Source organism: Lactococcus sp. bn62 (genome assembly GCF_029492705.2).
Taxonomy (GTDB): domain Bacteria; phylum Bacillota; class Bacilli; order Lactobacillales; family Streptococcaceae; genus Lactococcus; species Lactococcus petauri.
The window spans coordinates 912,324-931,826 of sequence record NZ_CP120417.1 but is presented as its reverse complement, the minus strand read 5'-3'; the positions used below and the strand labels follow the sequence as shown (position 1 = coordinate 931,826).

At 37.9% G+C, this 19,503-nt stretch carries 20 protein-coding genes; 4 read left to right on the top strand and 16 right to left on the bottom strand.

Features of this window, described 5'->3' with window-relative positions; genetic code table 11:
- Window positions 1–13 precede the first annotated feature (13 nt).
- Together P3G65_RS04990 and P3G65_RS04985 are read right to left on the bottom strand one after the other, a co-directional pair.
- Window positions 14–1,654 (bottom strand): ABC transporter permease, encoded by a 1,641-nt coding sequence (locus tag P3G65_RS04990; protein ID WP_019291873.1) that lies wholly within the window; start codon window positions 1,652–1,654, stop codon window positions 14–16.
- A gap of 12 nt (window positions 1,655–1,666) precedes the next feature.
- Entirely contained in the window at window positions 1,667–2,545 is an 879-nt protein-coding gene (locus P3G65_RS04985; protein ID WP_019291874.1) for an ABC transporter ATP-binding protein, read from the bottom strand.
- 133 nt (window positions 2,546–2,678) lie between these two features.
- On the opposite strand from P3G65_RS04985, the gene P3G65_RS04980 reads away from it, so the two are divergent.
- Entirely contained in the window at window positions 2,679–3,245 is a 567-nt protein-coding gene (locus tag P3G65_RS04980) for a TetR/AcrR family transcriptional regulator (protein ID WP_019291875.1), read from the top strand.
- Here P3G65_RS04980 and whiA read toward each other — a convergent pair.
- The 7 genes from whiA to P3G65_RS04945 all read right to left on the bottom strand — a co-directional run bounded on the left by whiA (window position 3,242) and on the right by P3G65_RS04945 (window position 11,156).
- Entirely contained in the window at window positions 3,242–4,162 is a 921-nt protein-coding gene (gene whiA, locus P3G65_RS04975) for a DNA-binding protein WhiA (protein WP_019291876.1), read from the bottom strand. The genes P3G65_RS04980 and whiA overlap by 4 nt on opposite strands.
- The gene (gene yvcK, locus P3G65_RS04970; RefSeq protein ID WP_019291877.1) at window positions 4,159–5,145 is read right to left on the bottom strand and encodes a YvcK family protein; all 987 of its coding nucleotides are present in this window, start codon (window positions 5,143–5,145) and stop codon (window positions 4,159–4,161) included. The genes whiA and yvcK overlap by 4 nt, the downstream gene beginning before the upstream one ends.
- Entirely contained in the window at window positions 5,142–6,032 is an 891-nt protein-coding gene (gene rapZ, locus P3G65_RS04965; RefSeq protein ID WP_019291878.1) for an RNase adapter RapZ, read from the bottom strand. The genes yvcK and rapZ overlap by 4 nt, the downstream gene beginning before the upstream one ends.
- A gap of 47 nt (window positions 6,033–6,079) precedes the next feature.
- Entirely contained in the window at window positions 6,080–7,525 is a 1,446-nt protein-coding gene (cls, locus tag P3G65_RS04960; RefSeq protein WP_019291879.1) for a cardiolipin synthase, read from the bottom strand.
- Between the two features lie 308 nt (window positions 7,526–7,833).
- Window positions 7,834–9,327, bottom strand: a complete 1,494-nt coding sequence (lsa(D), locus tag P3G65_RS04955; protein WP_284071348.1) for an ABC-F type ribosomal protection protein Lsa(D) — start codon at window positions 9,325–9,327, stop codon at window positions 7,834–7,836.
- Between the two features lie 53 nt (window positions 9,328–9,380).
- The gene (locus P3G65_RS04950) at window positions 9,381–9,542 is read right to left on the bottom strand and encodes a hypothetical protein (protein WP_019291881.1); all 162 of its coding nucleotides are present in this window, start codon (window positions 9,540–9,542) and stop codon (window positions 9,381–9,383) included.
- 279 nt (window positions 9,543–9,821) lie between these two features.
- Window positions 9,822–11,156: an amino acid permease gene (locus P3G65_RS04945; protein ID WP_019291882.1), complete on the bottom strand. Its 1,335-nt coding sequence runs from the start codon at window positions 11,154–11,156 to the stop codon at window positions 9,822–9,824.
- 478 nt (window positions 11,157–11,634) lie between these two features.
- Between P3G65_RS04945 and P3G65_RS04940 the strand changes: the two genes are divergently transcribed.
- Together P3G65_RS04940 and P3G65_RS04935 are read left to right on the top strand one after the other, a co-directional pair.
- Entirely contained in the window at window positions 11,635–12,444 is an 810-nt protein-coding gene (locus P3G65_RS04940; protein WP_019335346.1) for a Cof-type HAD-IIB family hydrolase, read from the top strand.
- Window positions 12,441–13,364 carry a LacI family DNA-binding transcriptional regulator gene (locus P3G65_RS04935; RefSeq protein ID WP_017369743.1) on the top strand — a complete coding sequence of 308 codons (924 nt, stop codon included), beginning with the start codon at window positions 12,441–12,443 and terminating at the stop codon, window positions 13,362–13,364. Before P3G65_RS04940 ends, P3G65_RS04935 begins: the two co-directional genes overlap by 4 nt.
- Before the next feature lie 45 nt (window positions 13,365–13,409).
- Here the strand turns inward: P3G65_RS04935 and P3G65_RS04930 are convergent, their stop codons facing one another.
- From P3G65_RS04930 to P3G65_RS04920, 3 genes are read right to left on the bottom strand one after another with little or no spacing between them, the layout of a single operon-like run.
- On the bottom strand, window positions 13,410–14,183 hold the full coding sequence (locus P3G65_RS04930) for a DUF1295 domain-containing protein (protein WP_019291884.1): 774 nt from the start codon (window positions 14,181–14,183) through the stop codon (window positions 13,410–13,412).
- On the bottom strand, window positions 14,180–15,973 hold the full coding sequence (locus P3G65_RS04925) for a DAK2 domain-containing protein (protein WP_019291885.1): 1,794 nt from the start codon (window positions 15,971–15,973) through the stop codon (window positions 14,180–14,182). The genes P3G65_RS04930 and P3G65_RS04925 overlap by 4 nt, the downstream gene beginning before the upstream one ends.
- A 12-nt stretch (window positions 15,974–15,985) precedes the next feature.
- On the bottom strand, window positions 15,986–16,381 hold the full coding sequence (locus P3G65_RS04920; protein ID WP_019291886.1) for a DUF2177 family protein: 396 nt from the start codon (window positions 16,379–16,381) through the stop codon (window positions 15,986–15,988).
- A gap of 203 nt (window positions 16,382–16,584) precedes the next feature.
- On the opposite strand from P3G65_RS04920, the gene P3G65_RS04915 reads away from it, so the two are divergent.
- Window positions 16,585–17,742, top strand: a complete 1,158-nt coding sequence (locus tag P3G65_RS04915; RefSeq protein ID WP_284071347.1) for a DUF998 domain-containing protein — start codon at window positions 16,585–16,587, stop codon at window positions 17,740–17,742.
- Window positions 17,743–17,775: 33 nt separating this feature from the next.
- Here the strand turns inward: P3G65_RS04915 and P3G65_RS04910 are convergent, their stop codons facing one another.
- The 4 genes from P3G65_RS04910 to P3G65_RS04895 are packed head-to-tail and all read right to left on the bottom strand — an operon-like array spanning window position 17,776 to window position 19,349.
- Entirely contained in the window at window positions 17,776–18,288 is a 513-nt protein-coding gene (locus P3G65_RS04910; RefSeq protein WP_019291888.1) for an Asp23/Gls24 family envelope stress response protein, read from the bottom strand.
- A gap of 31 nt (window positions 18,289–18,319) precedes the next feature.
- Window positions 18,320–18,505, bottom strand: coding sequence for a DUF2273 domain-containing protein (locus tag P3G65_RS04905; protein WP_019291889.1), 186 nt, complete (start codon window positions 18,503–18,505; stop codon window positions 18,320–18,322).
- A gap of 11 nt (window positions 18,506–18,516) precedes the next feature.
- On the bottom strand, window positions 18,517–19,074 hold the full coding sequence (amaP, locus tag P3G65_RS04900; RefSeq protein ID WP_019291890.1) for an alkaline shock response membrane anchor protein AmaP: 558 nt from the start codon (window positions 19,072–19,074) through the stop codon (window positions 18,517–18,519).
- A 32-nt stretch (window positions 19,075–19,106) separates the two neighbouring features.
- Complete coding sequence (locus P3G65_RS04895) at window positions 19,107–19,349, bottom strand: GlsB/YeaQ/YmgE family stress response membrane protein (protein ID WP_019291891.1); 243 nt, start codon at window positions 19,347–19,349, stop codon at window positions 19,107–19,109.
- Window positions 19,350–19,503: the final 154 nt, after the last annotated feature.

Genomic DNA, 19,503 nt, shown 5'->3' with positions numbered 1-19,503 from the left:
GACTATTTTTTATTTAATCCCCAATCAAGTCACGTTGGCGATAAGCAACCATTCCAAGTAGAACAAAAGATACTGCTAAAGCAAATATGAGTACAAAATTACCCCAGTTCATCGTTTCGACCGGAAGCCTTGAAATATGGTGGAAAATATTAAAATTATTTAACCAAGCCGGGAGATTCAATATGTTGCCAATATAACTCATGAAGAACGCAAAGCCAAGATAAACCCAAATCCAAGCACTCAAACGTGGAACCAAGGCTATGAGCAAGCCTAAAATACCCAGAATAAAGAAAACTCCAGCTGTCCAAGACATCCCCGCAGCAGCTACTTTAGCAAAGCTAAATGCATTGGCGTTATTAGCTTGAGCCAGATAGATACCAAGTACAACTGCAAATTGAGCAAGAGCCCCCAATATCCAAGAGATAATCATATAGGTTGCATAAACTTTATAACGGCTAATCGGCATAGCATAAAGCTGTTCTTGCCGATTTTTTCGTTCTTCTGTTACCAGCCGCATGAGGGAAGTGACCGCAAAACAAGCAACCATTACCGCACAAATCATAAAGATTGTCGACATAAAACTTTCAATCATCGCTTTACTTGCTGCCTTGCTGGCTTCATTTGCCAGATGAGGGTCAATATTAAAGAGTTTGGATATAGTTGGACTAGATTCAACAAAGCCACCGATTTGGTCAATCATAGATCCATAAGTGATACCTAGAACAAAAAGTCCCAAAATCCATCCGATACTGGCTGTACGTTGTTGCCTCAGCGTAAGTCCTGTAAAACTAAGCAAGCTTTTCGAAGCATGGTCCTTACCGTTTATCTCTGGAATATAACCTGCATTGACATCTCGTCTAATCTCAAGGAAATAAGCTAGAACGAGAAGGACAAGGCTTAATCCCAATGCTAACAAGATGGGAAGCCAATGATTCTTAACATAAGGGTCGGTCAGATATGACCAACTCAAGGGATTCCAATAGCCCCAATTTACATTTTGTGTATCTGTTCCCATACGAATAAGATAGAGCAAGCCAAGGAAGCCAAAAGTGGCACCTTTAGCACTACCTGAGTCGGAAAAGATTTGCGCAAAAACAAGTGCGAATAAGCCCCACATTAAACTTTGAGCACCTATAGCAGAGGCAAACAAGAGATTTACGCTAAAAGAAGTCATGCCCGGAATATTTTGCAACTGAATTGAAATCGCCAAAACCACAGTAATCAAGATTTGTAAAACAAAGAGTTCAATAACGACAGCTGTAGTATTGGCTAGCTTTCCCACTTGAAAAGAACGGAAAACTTCAGCAATTCCATCCTCTTCTTCTTTACGCGTTCGATTGACAACGTAGATAACAGAAACAACAGCAAATGTTATTGCTGTAATTAAAGGCATGGTCGTGCCATAAGCTGCTGCTGCGGTAAAATCCTTTCCTTGAGTGACCGTCATAGGACCGAATAATGCCGTCATAGCTGGTCCTTGAAAAACATTAAACATAGTTTCTCTTTGACTGTCAGTCTGCATGATAAGCTCAAATTTACCCACTCCTGATGCTGCAAAAGCCAACACACCGGCTATCCAAAAGACCAGCTTTAACCAATCTCTCTTGAGCAAGGCCTTCAGCATACTGAAGGTTTTATTTAATGGTTTATCCATAATGTCCACCTCCTACTCATAATGATGCATGAAGAGCTCTTCTAAAGTTGGCGGTGTAGACTCTAACTTCTTCACCCCATACTTAAGTAAGGTTTTTAAGATAACATCTGTTTTATCCGAATCCACTTGAAAAACAGCCTTGTTACCATTGAGATGTAAATCATGTACGCCCTCTAATCCACGCAACTCTTCTGGCGCTTGATGAGTTTCGACTTTAAAAGTATCACGTGTCAAATGACGTAAATCATCAAGTGAGCCTGTCTCAACGATTTCTCCTTTTCGAATTACAGCAACACGATCTGCTAGACGTTCGACTTCAGATAAGATATGGCTGGACAAAATAATGGCTTTCCCTGCTTTTTTGAGGCGCTGGACTTCAGCTTGGAAAACCGATTCCATCAAGGGATCCAAACCACTGGTTGGCTCGTCAAATATATAAAGTTCAGCATCCGTGGCTAAGGCAGCAATTAAGGCAATCTTCTGACGGTTTCCTTTGGAATAGCTATGCGCCTTTTTCTTGGGATCAAGTTCAAACTTCTTGATAAGTTCATCACGTTTTTTTAAATCTGCATGACCATGTAGCTTCAAGAAAAGGTCAATAATCTCGCCCCCAGAAAGATTGGGCCAAAGATATACATCGCCAGGCACATAAGCAATTTTCTTATGAATCCCAATGGCATCTGTCCACACATCTTTACCAAATATTGTGGCTGAACCTCCACTCTTTTTAATAATCCCCAGCAAAACACGAATCGTTGTTGATTTTCCTGAACCATTGGGACCAATATAGCCCAAAACTTCTCCGGCATTTACATCTAATGTAACATTCTTCAAAGCTTGAAATTTACCAAAATTTTTCTGCAAGTTTTTTATTTCAACAATCTTTTGCATTGCTTTTCCTCCTCACTCCATAAATAATATGTACTATTTTTACTTTTATAGTTCATATTGTACTATTTTAGTTGAAAGAGTACAAACGAAAAGATATAATACATATAAAGTATTCTTTTGTGGAGGCGAGAAAATGAATCAAACAGAAAAAAAGAAAAAAGCCATTCTTGAAGTGACTTCTAACCTACTACGAGAACGCTTAATTTCAGATATTTCTATGGATGAAATTGCTCAACTGGCACAGGTCTCTAAGGTCACAATTTTTAAATATTACAAGAATAAAAATAACTTGATGAATATCGTTATACGAAATGCACTTAATTTTATGATTGAGGAAATTCAACACTTGGTAAACACGAAGGAAAATTTTCGTGAGACTTTTCGCCAGGTTTCGCGTTTTAAAATAAAACAGATCCATATGATGACGGATATTTTTTTGCAAAACATGATGAATCAATACGCTACTGATCCTAACTTCTTTGATACAGATATGCGACATATTCAACATCTTGTTTATCAAAAACTCTTTCAAAAAGGGCGTGCAGAAGGACAAATTTCTCCTGATTACACGGATGAGGATCTGATTCTTTTTATCGATATTATGAGTGAAGGAATGAAAACAATCCCTTTGGAAAGGGCACTGAAGCGCCCTGAGATTCTTACTGAAATGTTTTTAAATGCACTAAAAAAAGCGGATTAATTTCCGCTTTTTTTTATTTCTTCAGCTAAGGATGTCAATTTTCGTAACCGGTGATTCACACCTGATTTACCCAACGGTGGATCCAAAAGTTGCCCTAATTCTTTGATGGTCGCTTCAGGGTGAGCAATCCGAGCATGAGCAACCTCTGTAAGTGCAGGCGGCAAATTTTCCAGCTCTTTCTTCTCTGCCAAATATTTAACTGCCGATATTACATCTTGTGCTGCCGACACTGATTTGTTTATATTTGCCGATTCAAAGTTGGATTGACGGTTTGCCAAGCCACGCATTTCACGCATTATTTTTGCATCTTCAAATTTTAAACGTGCCTTCATCGCTCCAATTAAGGTCAAAAAGTCCATGATTTCCTCTGCTTTAGATAAATAAAGGATATAGCGATTCTTCCGCGCAATGACACGCGCATCAAATCCGAAATTATTAAAAATATCTTTTAAGTCTTCAGCATGTTCCTGATACACACTAGAAATAGACAACTGATAATCGCCTTTTTCTGGATTATGCATCGAACCACTTGATAAAAAAGCCCCCCGCATATAATCTTCTTGTGCTTGTTGGTCATACTTCACTGACTCAGGAATACCCGAATCCAAAAACATCAGCGAATCCGACAGTTGCAGTTCATTGAGCAACTCATTAACTTTATCTTCAATAAAAACGGTGTACACTCTATTTTTGGAAAGTGTTGTTTTCTGATGCACCCGAATTTCAGCACGTATTTGATAAATTTCAAGGAGCATCTGATAGATATACTTTGCGGTAGCTGCATTTTCAGTAGACAAAGACAAGGTCAAACCTCCAGAAATACCCAGAGATCCATTCATGCGTATTAAAGCGAGTAAAGTTCCTCGACTTGCTTTTTGACTCGTGAGCTCTTTTTTTATTTCACTCGTAAAACTCATTCTTTTTTTCTCTCACAACGTGCACTGATACCCATGATTTCTGAAGCAATGGCATCACCATTATGGAAGGCTCCTCCATTAACCAACTGTAAGAAATCATTTGAAATAATGTTAACTTCTTCATCTTTGAGTGCTTTAAAGTCATGAACAACTTGGACCAAATACTCATCGAATTCATTTGAATTCATATACTCTTCTGGCACTTCCGCACTATTTACAAGTACGGTATCAATCACACGAGTGCCTAAATGTTCATGGATAACACGCACATGATCTGCATCACTAAAGTGCTCAGTTTCCCCGCGTTGTGTCATGATATTGCAGACATAAATGATACGAGCTTTTGTTTTAAGTAAGGCTTCACCAATTTCTGGGATGACTATATTTGGTAAGATTGAAGTAAAGAGGGAGCCAGGCCCTAAAACGATCGTATCTGCTTCCATTATAGATTGCACCACCTTTTTAGAGGCGCGTGGGCTCTGGCCTGTGTTTGTCTCCGTCAAATAAACATGATGAATCAAGCCATCATAATCAGCAATTTTACTTTCACCTTCAACTTCGTGCCCATCATTAAAAACAGCATGCAAGGTCAGTGCCACATCACTGGAAGGATAAACATTGCCACGCACGTGGAAAAATCGTGCTAAAGTTTGTACTGCTTGATAAGTTGAACCTTGCATCTCACCAATCGCAGCGATAATCAAGTTACCTAAAGGATGGCCAGCAAGTTCTCCATCGCTTGCATCAAAACGATATTGCAGAATATCTGCATAAAATTTGGGCATGTCGCTCATGGCAATAAGAACATTACGCAAGTCTCCTGGCGGAGCAATATTAATTGCTGAACGCAGGCGACCTGAAGATCCACCATCATCTGCTACTGTTACAATTGCGGAAAGATCAATATTTTCTTGTCGCAAAGACTTCAAAATGACGGGAATTCCAGTCCCGCCTCCTATAACTACTACTTTTGATTTGCTCATGATCGATTAACCGTTTCTTTCCGTCTATCCTTATCTCTGTGGCTAGTATTTAAATGCCAGTCTTCTTTAAGAAGTGCTTTGGATACGCGTTCAGCAAATGCGACAGATCGGTGTTGCCCACCTGTACAGCCAAAAGCAATTGTCAATACAGATTTTCCTTCTTTTTGGTAAGCAGGAATAATCGGCAAGAGCATGTTCATTAAATTTTTATAAAATGCTTCAGAAGCTTCTTGATTCATGACATAGTTGAAGACTTCTTTATCTTGCCCTGTTTTATCACGAAGCTCTGGAATGTAGTGTGGATTTGGTAGAAAACGCACATCAAAGACTAAGTCTGCATCCATAGGCAAACCGTACTTAAAGCCAAAGGAAACAACTTCGATACGAAATGGAGCTTCTTTTGTTTCTGAAAAGCGCTCAAGAATACGAGCCCGCAAATTACGTGGTGTGAGCTCACTTGTATCGATTACAACTTCAGCCAAGGACTTCAAATCCGAGAGAATTTCGCGCTCTTGCGTAATCCCATCCAATACACGTCCATCAATAGCGAGCGGATGTGAGCGACGTGTTTCTTTATATCGTGCAACCAATTCAACATCACTTGCATCAAGGAATAAAAGTTTAAAATTCACTTCTGGTAGATTTGAGAGTTCTGCAACGATACCACGTAAACGGTCAAAGAAGATACGTGAGCGCATGTCAACAACCATTGCAACTTTGTTTATTTTACTGTCGGGTGTATTGAGAAGCTCAACAAATTTTTCAATTAAGTTAGGTGGCATATTGTCAACGGCAAAGTAGCCCATATCTTCAAAAGATTGAATGGCTACAGTTTTACCTGCACCTGACATCCCGGTAATAATGACAATATTCAGTTTGTTATCCATGTTTTTCTCCTCTTTCTTATTAAAGTATAAATAGGATCATTTTTTGTTTAAAGCATTGGACTAATGAGCCTTGCAAGCCCTTCTTTGAAGCGAATGCTTGTGCTTCGCTCTTCATATATCTCCATGGTCAATCGCTTGCTGACTTCAAGGTCTTTCTTAAAGTCTTCCCGTAATTTTTGCGAAATATCATAATCGTAAAGGACCATATTTCCCTCAAAACAAAGTTGGAGACTTCGATTGTCGAAGTTTGCTGATCCTACAGATGCATACTCCCCATCGATAATGAGCGTTTTAGAATGTACAAAGCCCTTCTCATAAGTATAAACCTTTGCTCCCATCTTAAGCAAGTCAGCTGCATAATAATAGGTCGCCCAATAAACCAATGGATGATCCGGTTTGTTAGGAATCATGAGCCGAACTTCCACCCCAGATAAAAGGGCTAATTTTAAAGATTCGTGCAGGGCATCATCGGGCACGTAATAGGGTGTTTGAATAATGATTTCACGTTCTGCACTGTTTATCATCTTCATATAGGTCATTTTTATTTGCGCTTTGACTTCGTCTGGACCAGAGGTCACAAACTGTGTAATGATCCGATCTTCTTCTAAGGCTGCTGGGAAGTACTCTTCTGCTTCTGATATTTCAAACTTATGCTGACTGTTCCAATCCATAATAAAGCGATTCTGCAACGAGTACACAACATCGCCTGTTAAACGGAGATGGGTATCTCGCCAGTAGCCAAATTTAGCCGTTTCTGTTGCATATTCGTCTCCCACATTGAAACCACCTGTGTAACCAATTTGACCATCGATAACGACAATCTTACGGTGTAGGCGATAATTTGTTCGCGGGTTGATGAGGGATAAAATCAGTGGAAAGAAATAGGACACTTCTCCACCAGCTTTCGTCAATTCATCAAACTCACGCATTTTTGTCTTATTGCTTCCCCAAGCATCAATGAGTACTTTCACTTCAACACCACGTTTTACAGCTGCAGTAAGAGCATTCGTAAGTTCCCTTCCCAGATGATCCATCCGAAAAATGTAATACTCTAAATGGATGTGATGTCGGGCATTATGAATATCATCAAGTAGTGCATCAAACTTTGCACGACCATCTGTAAAGATTTTCACTCCGGTATTTGCTGAAATAACGGCTTTTTCTTCAACAAAAAGCATATGAATCAGCTGTGTGATACCATGATTTCTCGTTATTTTTTTTATAAATCCCTCTTCGTTATACACTCTCCAAGTACGTTTCAATTGCTCTTCAAATCCCACACGAAAGGCACGCTGCACCTTAAAAATGCGATAGTGTGCAATGCCACGACCAACTAAGATATATAAAATAAAGCCAAAGACAGGTAGAAGATTGACCACAAAGAGCCAAGCCCATGTTGTTGAGGTGCTTTTTCGCTCGCGAAAAATAATGGTCAATGATAAAAAGAAGTTTAGGACAAAAATAGATAGTTCAACAATGGCAAGAATCCCCAAAATAAAACTCCTTTTTCTAAAATTATTCTTATCTAATTATAGCAAATTAAGGACTGTTTCGCTTTTATTTTAGGTAATAATGCTTTTCGTAGAGTTTTTATTCAAAAAAAGTAAAAACGCCCGCTTCACCAACGGACGTTCTTACTTTTGTAAACATTTTATAGGAAAGTTTGCTCTTGGATAGAGAGCAGTGTCTTTAAAATAACGCGCACGTAAAACGCTTTCATTCTTTCGACTTCTTTAGTATACAGGAATAAAAGGAACATGTCAAGAAATCTCTAAATTTTTTCAAATAAAAAAGCAGTGTGCTAAACGCTGCTTTTTACGAGTTCGATTTGGATATCTGCTACTTGATCAACAAAATACTGATCGTGCTCAATGACGAGCATGCTGGGCTTGCTGTTCTTTATCATTTGAATGATTTGCTCTTGATTAAAAACATCAAGATAGTTGAGCGGCTCATCCCAAAGATAAATGTGCGCTGGCTGACTTAAGGCGCGAGCGAGTTCGACTTTACGCTGCTGTCCTTGACTCATATTTTCGATTTTTTGCTCAAAAACTTTGCGCTCTACGCCTAACTTGCGCAAATTGTTAAGGAAAAGTTCTAATTCTAAGTTTTCTTCTTTAGCAAATTCATTTAGGAAACCTTTGTTATCTGCAAGCTGCCTTACTTCGGAAATGACCAAGTTATGAGCCAACTCAAATGAACCAGCATAACGTCCATTAAAGTCTCCAGTGAGGACTTTCATTAATGAAGACTTTCCTCGACCGTTTTCTCCTGTTAGGGCAATTACTTGGCCTTGCTCAAGTGTAAAAGACACAGGTTCAAAAAGAAAGACTTCAAAGCCAGCCGTTAAATTATCCACTGTCAGTAAGCGTTTTTGATGGCTCTCTAAGACACTCATTTCCAAGCCAGGTACTTCTTCCCAATTTTTTAGAAGTAGTTCCTTGTCAGCGATATCCTCTTTCATGCGCTTTTCGAGATTTTTAGACTTTTGCATCATATTTGCTGCTTTTCGTCCAATAAAACCTTTATCAACACGTTTGGTTTCTGAATCAAATCCTCGCTTCTTACGGGATTTTGTTGCTTCTAAATTGCGTGACCACGCTTCTTTTTCACGCGCTGTTTGCTTCAATCTACCGATTTCTTTCTTGAGTTTATCGTCTTGCGCCTTTTCCGTTAGATCGCGCAAACGTTTTTCCTCCTCGTAGACAGCAAAATTACCTGCATACACTAGTAAATCCGCACGTTCTATCGCCATTGTATGATCCGTTGTTTTATTAAGAAATTGACGATCATGTGAGATTAAAATATAGCCTTTCTTTTCTGCCAAATAGGCAGCAATTTTCTCACGTGATGCCTTGTCAAGATGGTTGGTTGGTTCATCTATGAGCGGATAATTGTGCTCATCCAAGAATAGAACTGCTAGCAGCATCTTTGTCTGCTCTCCACCAGAAAGACTATTGAAAGGACGCCATAAAGTGTCTAAGTCAACCCCCATTAATGTTAATTCACGTTCTAGTTTCCACTGCTCAAAGTCAGCTAATTCCTGCAAGACAAATAAGGTCAACTGCTCTTTATCATTAATCGTCTGAGGAAAATAAACAAAGCTCTTATTTGTCTTTATGTCAATGTGTGCTTCCACTTCTCCGAGAAGGATTTTTAAAAGTGTAGTTTTCCCCCTCCCGTTACGGCCAACTAATCCCAGCTTCCATTGATCATCAATATTAATACTTACATTATCAAAAATAAGCTGATCGGTATAGCCAAATGTTAAATGATTTATTTTAATGTTCGACATTTTTCTCCTATTCTAAAAGCTTATATGCTTTTTAAACCACACTGTTCTCATTTTTAGCTAAAACCTATCGTATAATGCTGCGAACTTGTGTGGGCTTTTGTTGCATGTTTAAGGCCTTTTGCCTGTATTTTCTTACCTGTTTGAACAGGTATTTTTTTCTGTGCTGCTTTAATTTTCTCTAATCGAGCTTGCATCTCTTTCTGTTTTTTATTCAAAATAAAAACTCCTTTTCTCTATTTTCGCATCCACAAAAATAGAGAAAAGGAGTTCAAAATAAGCCCAAAAAGGTCTTTATTTTTGAAAGTCTATTTCTATAAATCATGAATGCGAAAAAACATCTGCGGTCTTTCTTGCAGAACCGCTTTTAACGTTTTTTCAATTTTCATGACTTATAATTTCAATAGACCTTACCTCGCTTTTATTATTAAGATAAGTTTATCAAAACAAAAAAATACTGTCAAGAAAAATACTTGACAGTTTATTGTTTCATTTATTTACTCTTCTTTTTTACGATAGCTTAAAAGGCTAAGAAGGCAGACGACTAAGGCAAATACAGAAATTCCCCACGGATTTGAAATCACAACATTGTAGCCCACAATAAGCAGTACAATTAAAGTAAGGATGGAAACCGTCTTGACAAACCAACCACCAAGTCCTGTTTTAAAATAGAAAATAATCGCCGCAATCAAGAGCATCATCCATACAATAAGAATCGTATAAGAGATTGATCCTGCAAGATAGACAAAAAGATTATCGCCAAAAATAAAGGAGAGAATAGCTCCGATAAAGAGCATGCCTGAGCAAAAGATGATTGCTGCGACAGGGATTTGTTTCTTCGAGAGTCTACCTAGCGTTTGTCCGATTGGACCCTTTGCATCTTTGGCCCGTGAATAAACCGAACGTGATGTGGCATAAATAGCCGAGTTAATAACAGAAAAGAGAGCTAAAATAATAACAAAGTTAACAATCAAAGCTGCCCCTGGAATCCCAAGTTTTTCAAAAATTAAGACAAACGGGCTTTCTTTTGTTGTACTCAAAAACTTCCATGAGTAGAGCTCCACAAAGATAAACATTGGAATAACATAGAAAGAGAAAATACGGATAATAACTCCTCGAATCGCTCTTGGTATAGCTTTCTTAGGATTTTCTACTTCTGCAACCGTCAAGGCGATAAGTTCTGATCCACCATAAGAATAAAGAACGATAAGCATGGAATTAAACACTCCCTGCATGCCATTAGGCATAAATCCGCCATAAGTATTCATTCTTCCAAGGCCGTCACTAAGGCCGAGATGGAAAACTTGAGTAGCGACTAAATAAAGTCCCACAACAATCAAAATAAGAATGACAATAATTTTTGTCCAAGCCAGCCAATACTCTGTTTCTGCAAAGACACGTACTGAATAAAGGTTTAGCCCCAAGGTAATAATAGCTACTATAAGTACAAAAATCCACGATGGAATTTGGGGGAGCCAAACTCCTAAAAATTGAGCAATGGCTGCTGATTCTGCTACCATAACAGCCATCCATAAGGACCAATAAACCCAGTCTGTAAAGTGGGCAAATCTTTTTCCCACATAAGGGGAGATGAGCCCTGCTAAACCAACAGTGTTCTCTTTTTGATGAATGATTATTTGGCCAACACCATGCATCACGACATATAAAATTACGCCAGCTAAAAGATAAGCAATCATTACCGCTGGACCAGCGGCTTGGATGGCGTTACTGGAACCAGCAAATAAGCCCGCTCCAATGGCGCCACCAAGTGATAGCATAATCACATGTCTCGTCTTCATTGAAGACTTCAGTTCTTGATTAGAATTTTCCAAGTAAAATCCCTCATTTCTATTTTTTTTGCTTCTTTAGTTTTTTATAAAAAAGGTAAAGCCCTGCTTGGATCACGATAGATTAACTTTAATGGTTTAACAAAAACTAAAGAGCGGTTAAATTCAAAAAGAAAAAGCCGGGTAATTTACCCGGCTTTTTATCACGGGCACAGATACTTTTTGAGAATACTCAAAAGTTGTATCTATGCCAAGCATAAACACAACTTATCTGCGCCAAAAGAAATAGACTGTCAATGGAAGTGTTTTGCTCATGTGATTTTCTCCTTTATGAATTTAAAACTTATTATACGTAAAAATATTTTAAATTGCAAGAATTTATACAGAATTATGTGAAAATTTATGAAATTCCAGTTTTTCTCCTCAATTTATCTTCCAAATCGGAAAAGCATATCGCTTGACATGGAACGCGTTTCATAAATTACAATGAAAGCATCAAAAAAAACATAAAGGAGATTTAACGATGATTAAACACATTTTTACAGACATGGATGGGACACTTCTCGATACACGTGGCAGCCTTTCTGATACAAATCGCTGGTCAGTCTGCCTGAGTGATATCCCCGTTAGCCTTGTTTCCGCACGAAGCCCGATTGAGATGGGCCCTATATTGAATAAACTTCAGCTAAAGACACCACAGATCGCTTTCAACGGAAATCTAACTTTTACTCAAAATGATTTTGGGATTCAAGTGATTGAAAAGCACACCTTACCGGCTGATATTGTTTCCGCTCTTTTGGATTACTTCTCTTCAAACTTTCCAAATGTAAGCCTCAGCTGGTACAGCTTGGCACATTGGTACATTAAGAAACAGGACAAGGGAGTTTTCTTCCAAAAAGCCCTTACTGGAGCTGAACCACGTATTAAAGCATTTGACGGACAATCTGAAATCTACAAAATTATGCTGATGTCTTTCAACCCTGAAGAAATGCTACAAATTGAACAAGCTTTAAAAGAGCTGGATATTCCTGATATCCATGTGACTCGTTCCACAGTACATACTTTAGAGATTACATCTGCTGAAAAAACTAAGGCTGATGCTGCGGAAGCTATTTTGGAAGAAAAGGAAATTAACTTTGAGGAAATTGCTGCAATCGGTGATGGACATAACGATATTCCGCTCTTGAAGGTTGCCGGTCTTCCTATCGCAGTAGATAATGCTAGCGAAGAAGTGAAAGCCCATGTTAAAATAGTGGTAGCTAAAAATACAGATCACGGTGTAACTGAGGCGCTCTCAGCTATTCGTGAAATCAACGAACAGGTAACCTTATGACATCTCTTTCTGATATTGCCAAACTTACTGGATACTCCAAAGCCACCGTTTCTCGTGTGCTTTCTGGTAATGGCTATGCCTCTCAACACACGCGTGAAGAAATCTTGAAAACTGCTGCCGAATTAGACTATGCGACAAATGCGATTGCTCAAGAATTGGCATATGGAGCTACACATAATATCGGTGTTGTACTTCCTTACATCAAGTCACCCTTTTTCAGCAAAATTTTAGAAGGAATCCTTGAGAAAAGCTTTGAAACAGGATATAAAATTATTATTCTCCCCTCAAACTATAATCAGGATTTAGAAATTGAATATCTAGAAAAATTACGTAAAAAGGCCTTTGAAGCCATCATTTTCACTTCACGTCAAGTGCCTGAAGAGACGATTCTTAAATATCAGAAATATGGTCCTATCGTGCTCTGCTACAAACCTGAAAATTCAGGGATTCCAGCAACCTATGCAAATCGAATCCCTGCTTATCGTGAAGCCTTTGAATGGCTCAAGGAGCAACACTGTTCAAATATTGGCTTTCTCTTATCCAGAGGTAAAAGTCCAACAATCTCAACTACTCTACAGGCTTACAAGGATGTTTACCAACTTGAAGCAAGACCAGAGCAGATCAAATCAGGCCTTATCTCATCTGAGGATGCTTATCGCTTTGCTCCACAATTGACACAATTTGACGGAATTTTTGCTAATTCCGACGAAATTGCGGCCAATGTCTGGCGTTGGTTTGAAGAGCAAGGACTTCCTAAACCGATTATTGTAGGACAAGAACGTTTGCTCGCTGGACAATTGCTCAAATTACCCACCATTGACAACCATTGCCGTCAAGTCGGGCGGATGGCTTTTGAGCAGGCTGTTTCAAAAGCAAATAAACAGACCTCTGTTAACTCTGAGTTTATCCTTGAACGTTAACTGAGGCGTGACATAAAAATCCCAAGAAATTTATCTTGGGATTTTTTACAGTCCTTTCTTGCCGATGAAAGGGAAAAATTTAGGGGTGACTTGTGCATATGCTTGAAAATCTTTGCGCGCTTTGTATTTCCTTTCAAGTAATGGGACTCCAGAAACAAATAAGAGTAAACCAGTGATTAAAAGTGGACTCACGATCAACCAAAGATCAGAAATGTCTGTAAAAGCGATCAAGAAGATGCCCCACCAACATGCAGCTTCTCCAAAATAATTCGGATGTCGTGTCACTGACCACAAGCCGCTGGTCAGTAATTTTCCTTTGTTTTCTTTATGCTTCTTAAACTGTTCCAGTTGCCAATCACCTATTACTTCAAAAACAAAACCTATCAGCCAAACCACTACTCCAAGAATTTGCCACCAGAAAATTTGACTTTCCGGGCGGTGATTGCTTTGCATGATTGGCAGCGCAATAATAAAAAGTAAAAGGTACTGAACCATAAAGACGGAGAAAAAAGCCTTTAGTTTTGGCGCGTGACTCCCCCATCTGCGGCGCATGTTTGTATAGCGATAATCTTCGGGTTTGTTCCAATTGCGTCGGGCTAAATGAACGAATAACCTCACACCCCAAAGCCCAACCAAAACCAAAATTGCTCTATTTTGCATGGTTATTTGAGTATTGAAGAAATAGCTTAAACACGCTGTTAAAACAAAACCTCCGCCCCATGCTATATCGATTAATCCGTAGTTTTTCTTCTGGTCTGCTACTTTAAACCAGCAAATAAAATAAACAAGCAAAACCCCTAAAACTATTCCATAAATCATAACTGCTCCTTTGTAATTCCAGCGACAGCGATACTTCCCGCTCCCGCAGAGATAGCAATGGCAGATGAACTCTCAATCACCTTATAATCATTGCCTGTTTTTTCTTTTAATATTTTCTGCCAATCTTCTATATCACCTTGGGCCAAGACATGAGTCAGAGCAATATCTTCAATCTGTCCACTTTTTGCTAAGGATTGGATTTTTTTGAGTATTTTTTTCATACTTTGCTTCTGACTTAAGGAAGCACCGATGAGTTTCCCATTGCCCGTTTTGTCTAGACTAATTATTGGATGAAGTGAGAGTTTTTGAGCTATTGCTCCCAAAGACTGAGGAATTCTTCCTGACTGTATCATCGGAGATAAGTCAGCTACTGCCACATAGATGAAGATTCTTTCACGTAGCTGCTGGATTTCTTGCACAAGCTGTCGGATAGGAACTTTCCTCTCCGCAAGTTGGGCTGCCCGTTGTACAAGTAAACCTTGAGCAACAGAGTTTAATCGTGAATCAATGAGATGAATCCAGTTTTTCGAATAATTTTTTTCTTTGATACGTTGCTCAATCAACTGATATGTGCCACTAAGTTGTGACGCTACCGTGATAACAAGCACATGTTCATACTTACCTTCCAAAAAAGAGAAAAGCGCATCAATCGTTTGAATGCTTGGCTGTGAAGTACCCATCTTAAGATTTTCATCTGCTTTTTCTTTGATGAGTTGTGCATTAATTGTCAACTTGTCTAGAAAATTTTGGTCTCCCACAGTGACATTTACAGGTAAAACATGCACTTGATGTGCAAGCACAAATTCTTGAGGTAAATCAGCAATAGAATCTGTAACAATCGCTATTGGAGCTAACATTTGTTGAGAAATTTCGTACTGTAGGCGCATATCGTCTACTTTTTGGTAGATAATTTGTCCGTATTTTTCTAGCTTTGCCAAGACCTTTTGAGGCTCATTAGTGTGCATATGGATTTTTAACTGTTTAGCATTTCCTGCAGTAACCATTGAATCGCCCTTTTCTTGCAGTACTTCTCGTAATTGAAGTTCAGAGATTTGGGGTGCTTTGATGATAAATTCGGAACAGTATCTGTAACGCGGTGCTTCAGCTATGATATGATTTACCGAAAGTTCTTTAACCCTCTCTAGACCGTCATCTGCCTCTTCATCCCCAACTTTTAAAACTCTACCACAGTAAAAGTCTGTAAAACCAAGGATAAAATAATAAAAACCTTTCGCCCCTGCATCTACCAACTTATTTTTCCGTAACAAAGACATTTGAAATTGCGTAGCATTTAGTGCTTCTTGTGCTTCTGCTTTTGCTTCTAACAAGGCCTCTTCAAAGGAGTGATTCAATCTATAATTTTTTTCCAGTGTAATAGACCAGGCACGCATTACTGTTAAAATAGTCCCTTCCTTAGGATCTATTAACGAACTATAAGCTTTGTTTACAGCTTGTTCTAAAGCTTCCACAAAACTTTCAAAATTCGTTTCTGCTTTCTGGTAGTTCTCAGCCACAGCACTTAAATATTGGGCAAAAATGATTCCTGAATTTCCTCGAGCACCAATAAGTGCAGCTGCTGATATCTCATCTAAAAGAATATCCATAGGATAATTTTTCATCGGCACATTGTCAATAATAGCTTGCATTAGTGAGGCAAGATTACTACCTGTATCTCCATCTGCCACAGGGAAAACATTTATTTTATTCAGCTCTTCTTTCTGAAGGATTACTTTTTCTGCCCCAGCTCTAAAACTCTGTAACAAGCGATAATTTTCATTTTTTTCTCCCACTTCTTTCTCCTTCTAAAGCTTTGCAACAATTATATAAGTGAGTGTTGCACTAAGGGAAGTCACAAAACTCCCCCAAATAATATCAACAATTGTAATTTTCAATGGCCAATCGCTCAATGTCGCAAGATTTGTCAAATCATATGTGGCATAACATACTGCTCCAAAAAAAGCTCCGGCTAAAAGAACATAAGAAAGGCTTTCTTTTTCTTGTCCAGGTACCAAAACAAAAAATACAAGTGCAGCCACATAAATAAGATAAAAAATGACGGCAGGCAAAAGTTTGGTTTGCCCCATCAGATGGCCAATGTATGGTTGATAAAATTTTTTATTTGCAAAGATTAACCATAAACTATCTAAAATAAGGAAAATTACTGCATTGATTAAAAACAACTTTAAAAATTGAAACATCTTATACCCCTTTTCCACTTCGTATCCTACTCGGCAACCGATTTCATTTCATTAATTTTAACACTTCTCTTTAAAATTAGCGAAAAACTTAACTCAAATCTTTCAATTCAGAAAATTTTCATTTCTTAAATGAATCGGAGAAGTTAAATCGTCAAAATATTGATATAATAATAAGAATAGGAGTTAAAAAATGGAGAAGATAAATGAAAAAAATAATTGAAATTCCGGATGATGTTGCGGATAAATTTGAGCAACAAAACTATAAAATGTCAGTCGAGCAAAACCAGATTGTCTTAAAAAGTGACGTTGATCAGCTTGATGCACAAAATTTTTCTTTACACTATATGCTTATTCCCAGTTTATTAAGTTTAGTTATCTCGCTACTTACTTTCTTTTTAAGTGGTCATTCTCAGATTAATTTTACGGGCGGGCGGTATCATTCTGTCGCTGGAATCAGCATGCTGTGTGCGACAATTATTGGCTTTGCAACCTTCCTTTGGGTTTATGCCAAGCAAAATACCTCACCACAAAAACGCATGCTTAGCCGTATAAGAGAACTTGTCACAATCAGCCTTGCCTATACCTTGATTGTTTTTGCGATTCAAGCATTAATTTGGTACATTTTGGGGATGACCTTTGTCGGAGTAACTCTCGATCGCTTCACAGCTTCTTTTGTAGCTGCTCTCTTTTCAGCTATTGTTTTTTACTTTTTGATTCTTTTTGCAGCCTCTGTTAAAATTTCTCATCTGATTATCTTATTGTTTATTACCTTTATTGGTGGTATTTTCCTTTCCATGGCCACTAATGGTCAAAATGGCTGGTGGCAATACAACTTTAGCTTTTTAGGAACAGGTGAAGCTAAAAATCAGTGGCAATTTAATTTTACGATGATTTTTTCTGCTTTGATGCTATTAACGATCACTGATTATTTATTTATGGATTTTCAAAAAAGCGACTTGTACAATTTCAAAGTCAAAATTGTTCAAGCTTTCTACTATGTCATTGCTCTGTTTATTGCTGGTGTAGGTATTTTCCCCGCTCAATCATGGACAATGACCTTTCACAATGCCTCTGCGTATGGTATTGTTTTGTGCATTATTATCTTGATAGTATTAAGTAAATATCTGTTACCCCAAATTTCGAAAGAATTTCTCAGCATGTCAGCTATTGTTTTCGTCGCTCTTGTTACTTCAGCAATTTTATTTCTGAAAGTTCATTATCTGTCTCTGACGGTTTTCGAGATTATTGCCTTTGCAATTTCCTTTACATGGTTGGTTCTGATGATTAATACTCTCCAAAAAATGCTTCATGAGTCGAGTATCTATCAAGTCAAAGTTGTCCAACTAAAGGAAGAGATTTAATAAAAAAAATAAGGAGAAAATCTCCTTATTTTTTTATTTTACACGTGGTTCATCATCATCGCTGACTTTGTCTTTCACTTGATCAACTTTTTCCGAAGTAAATCGTCCTGTTGATTTTGCGGCATCGCCTACTTTATCTTGAAGGCTTTGTTCATCTTGTTTTTGTTGTTCTTTCGTTTTAACATCGATAACATCTACGTTAACTTCTACAACTTCAAGGTCTGTCATGCCTTTAACTTCTTTTGAAACAACTTCTTTTATATTTTTATAAATGTCAGGAACATATTTCTTATATTCAGCTACGATTTTAAGATCAACCGCAACTTGTTGTTTACCAACTTCGACACCTACACCAGAAGTTACATCGTCCGTATTTACGAGTTTTCCTGTGAGATTAGACAGGAAGCCACCATCAACTGCAAGCAAGCCGTCTACTTTTTCCAAGGCAAGTCCTACGATTTTTTGAATCACTTTATCTTCATAAGTTAAAGTTCCACTTACTGCATCAACTGAGTTATCCAAAGTTTTTTTGTTTTCTTGTACCATAGCTTCTCCTTTTTATTTATAAATTATTTAATTATTTTTTACCTATTTTATCAATATATCCTGTACGTTCGAGATAGAAACCAATATAACTACCAAGCGCGATGAGTAAAAACAGTAAGAGCATCTTCCAAAAACCAATTGTAAAGATACAGATAGCGATGATTGCTCCAATTGCCCCACCTATAATTGGATATTGATATTCTTCTAAAAGATTCATCTAACCTCCAATCATAACACACGTGAACTGCTTTTACTCTTTGGTGTTACAGCGTTCACTTTTATTTTCAAACTTAAGTGATGATTTACCCCGAGAAACTCTTTCAAGCCCTTACGAATTTCTTCTTCAATAAGCAAAGCCTTTTCTGAAATTTGCACACGAGGTATAATCTCACCTTTAATCGCAATTTTAATCTTATTTTTACCTAGCAAAGTATCGATTTTCGGATCTTTAATATAACCATTTTCTCTGAGCGTTTCTCGCACAAAGCCTTCAATCGCAGATTTTTTAAGAAGCAGTTCTCCTCTACCTTCTCCTAAGACAAAGCCTGTATATCTTCTTGGATAGAAGATAATGACAAGTAAAAGAATGAGTAAGAGAATTCCTAAAATACCTGTTGCAAACAAGAAATATGTAGGCAAGTAAGGTCCAATATAAGGGACCTGCGCCATATCTGTAATTGGTTGGACTATATTAAATTTCCCGAGTGTGTAAAGAAACAGTGGTAGGATGATTGTAATAAGAAATAAATCAACTAAAATTAGAATAATTTTTTTTCCTTTTGACACATTTCCTCCTCCCGTTTTACTGCAGCTACTGTTTAATCGCCCATTTTACTTAAGAAGAAAGAAACAACAGCTACCACGATAACGGCACCGATAATGGAAGGCATAAGCGCCATACCAGCTAAACTAGGGCCCCATGATCCCAGTAAAGCTTGACCAACAGCAGAACCCACGAGACCCGCTAAGATATTAGCAATCCATCCCATAGACTTCCCTTTGCTTGTGATTGCACCCGCAATCACCCCGATAATTGCACCAACGATTAATGACCAAATCATAAAGCACCTCTTTCTTTCTATTTATTATTTTTTCTATATAATAATTCTAACAAAGTTAAAAAACGCTTACAAATTATTCGACTTATCTTTTTTAGATGAGAGTTTTTTCTTCATTAACTTTTAATTTATAGATAATTAATCAGGTTTTTGAGAG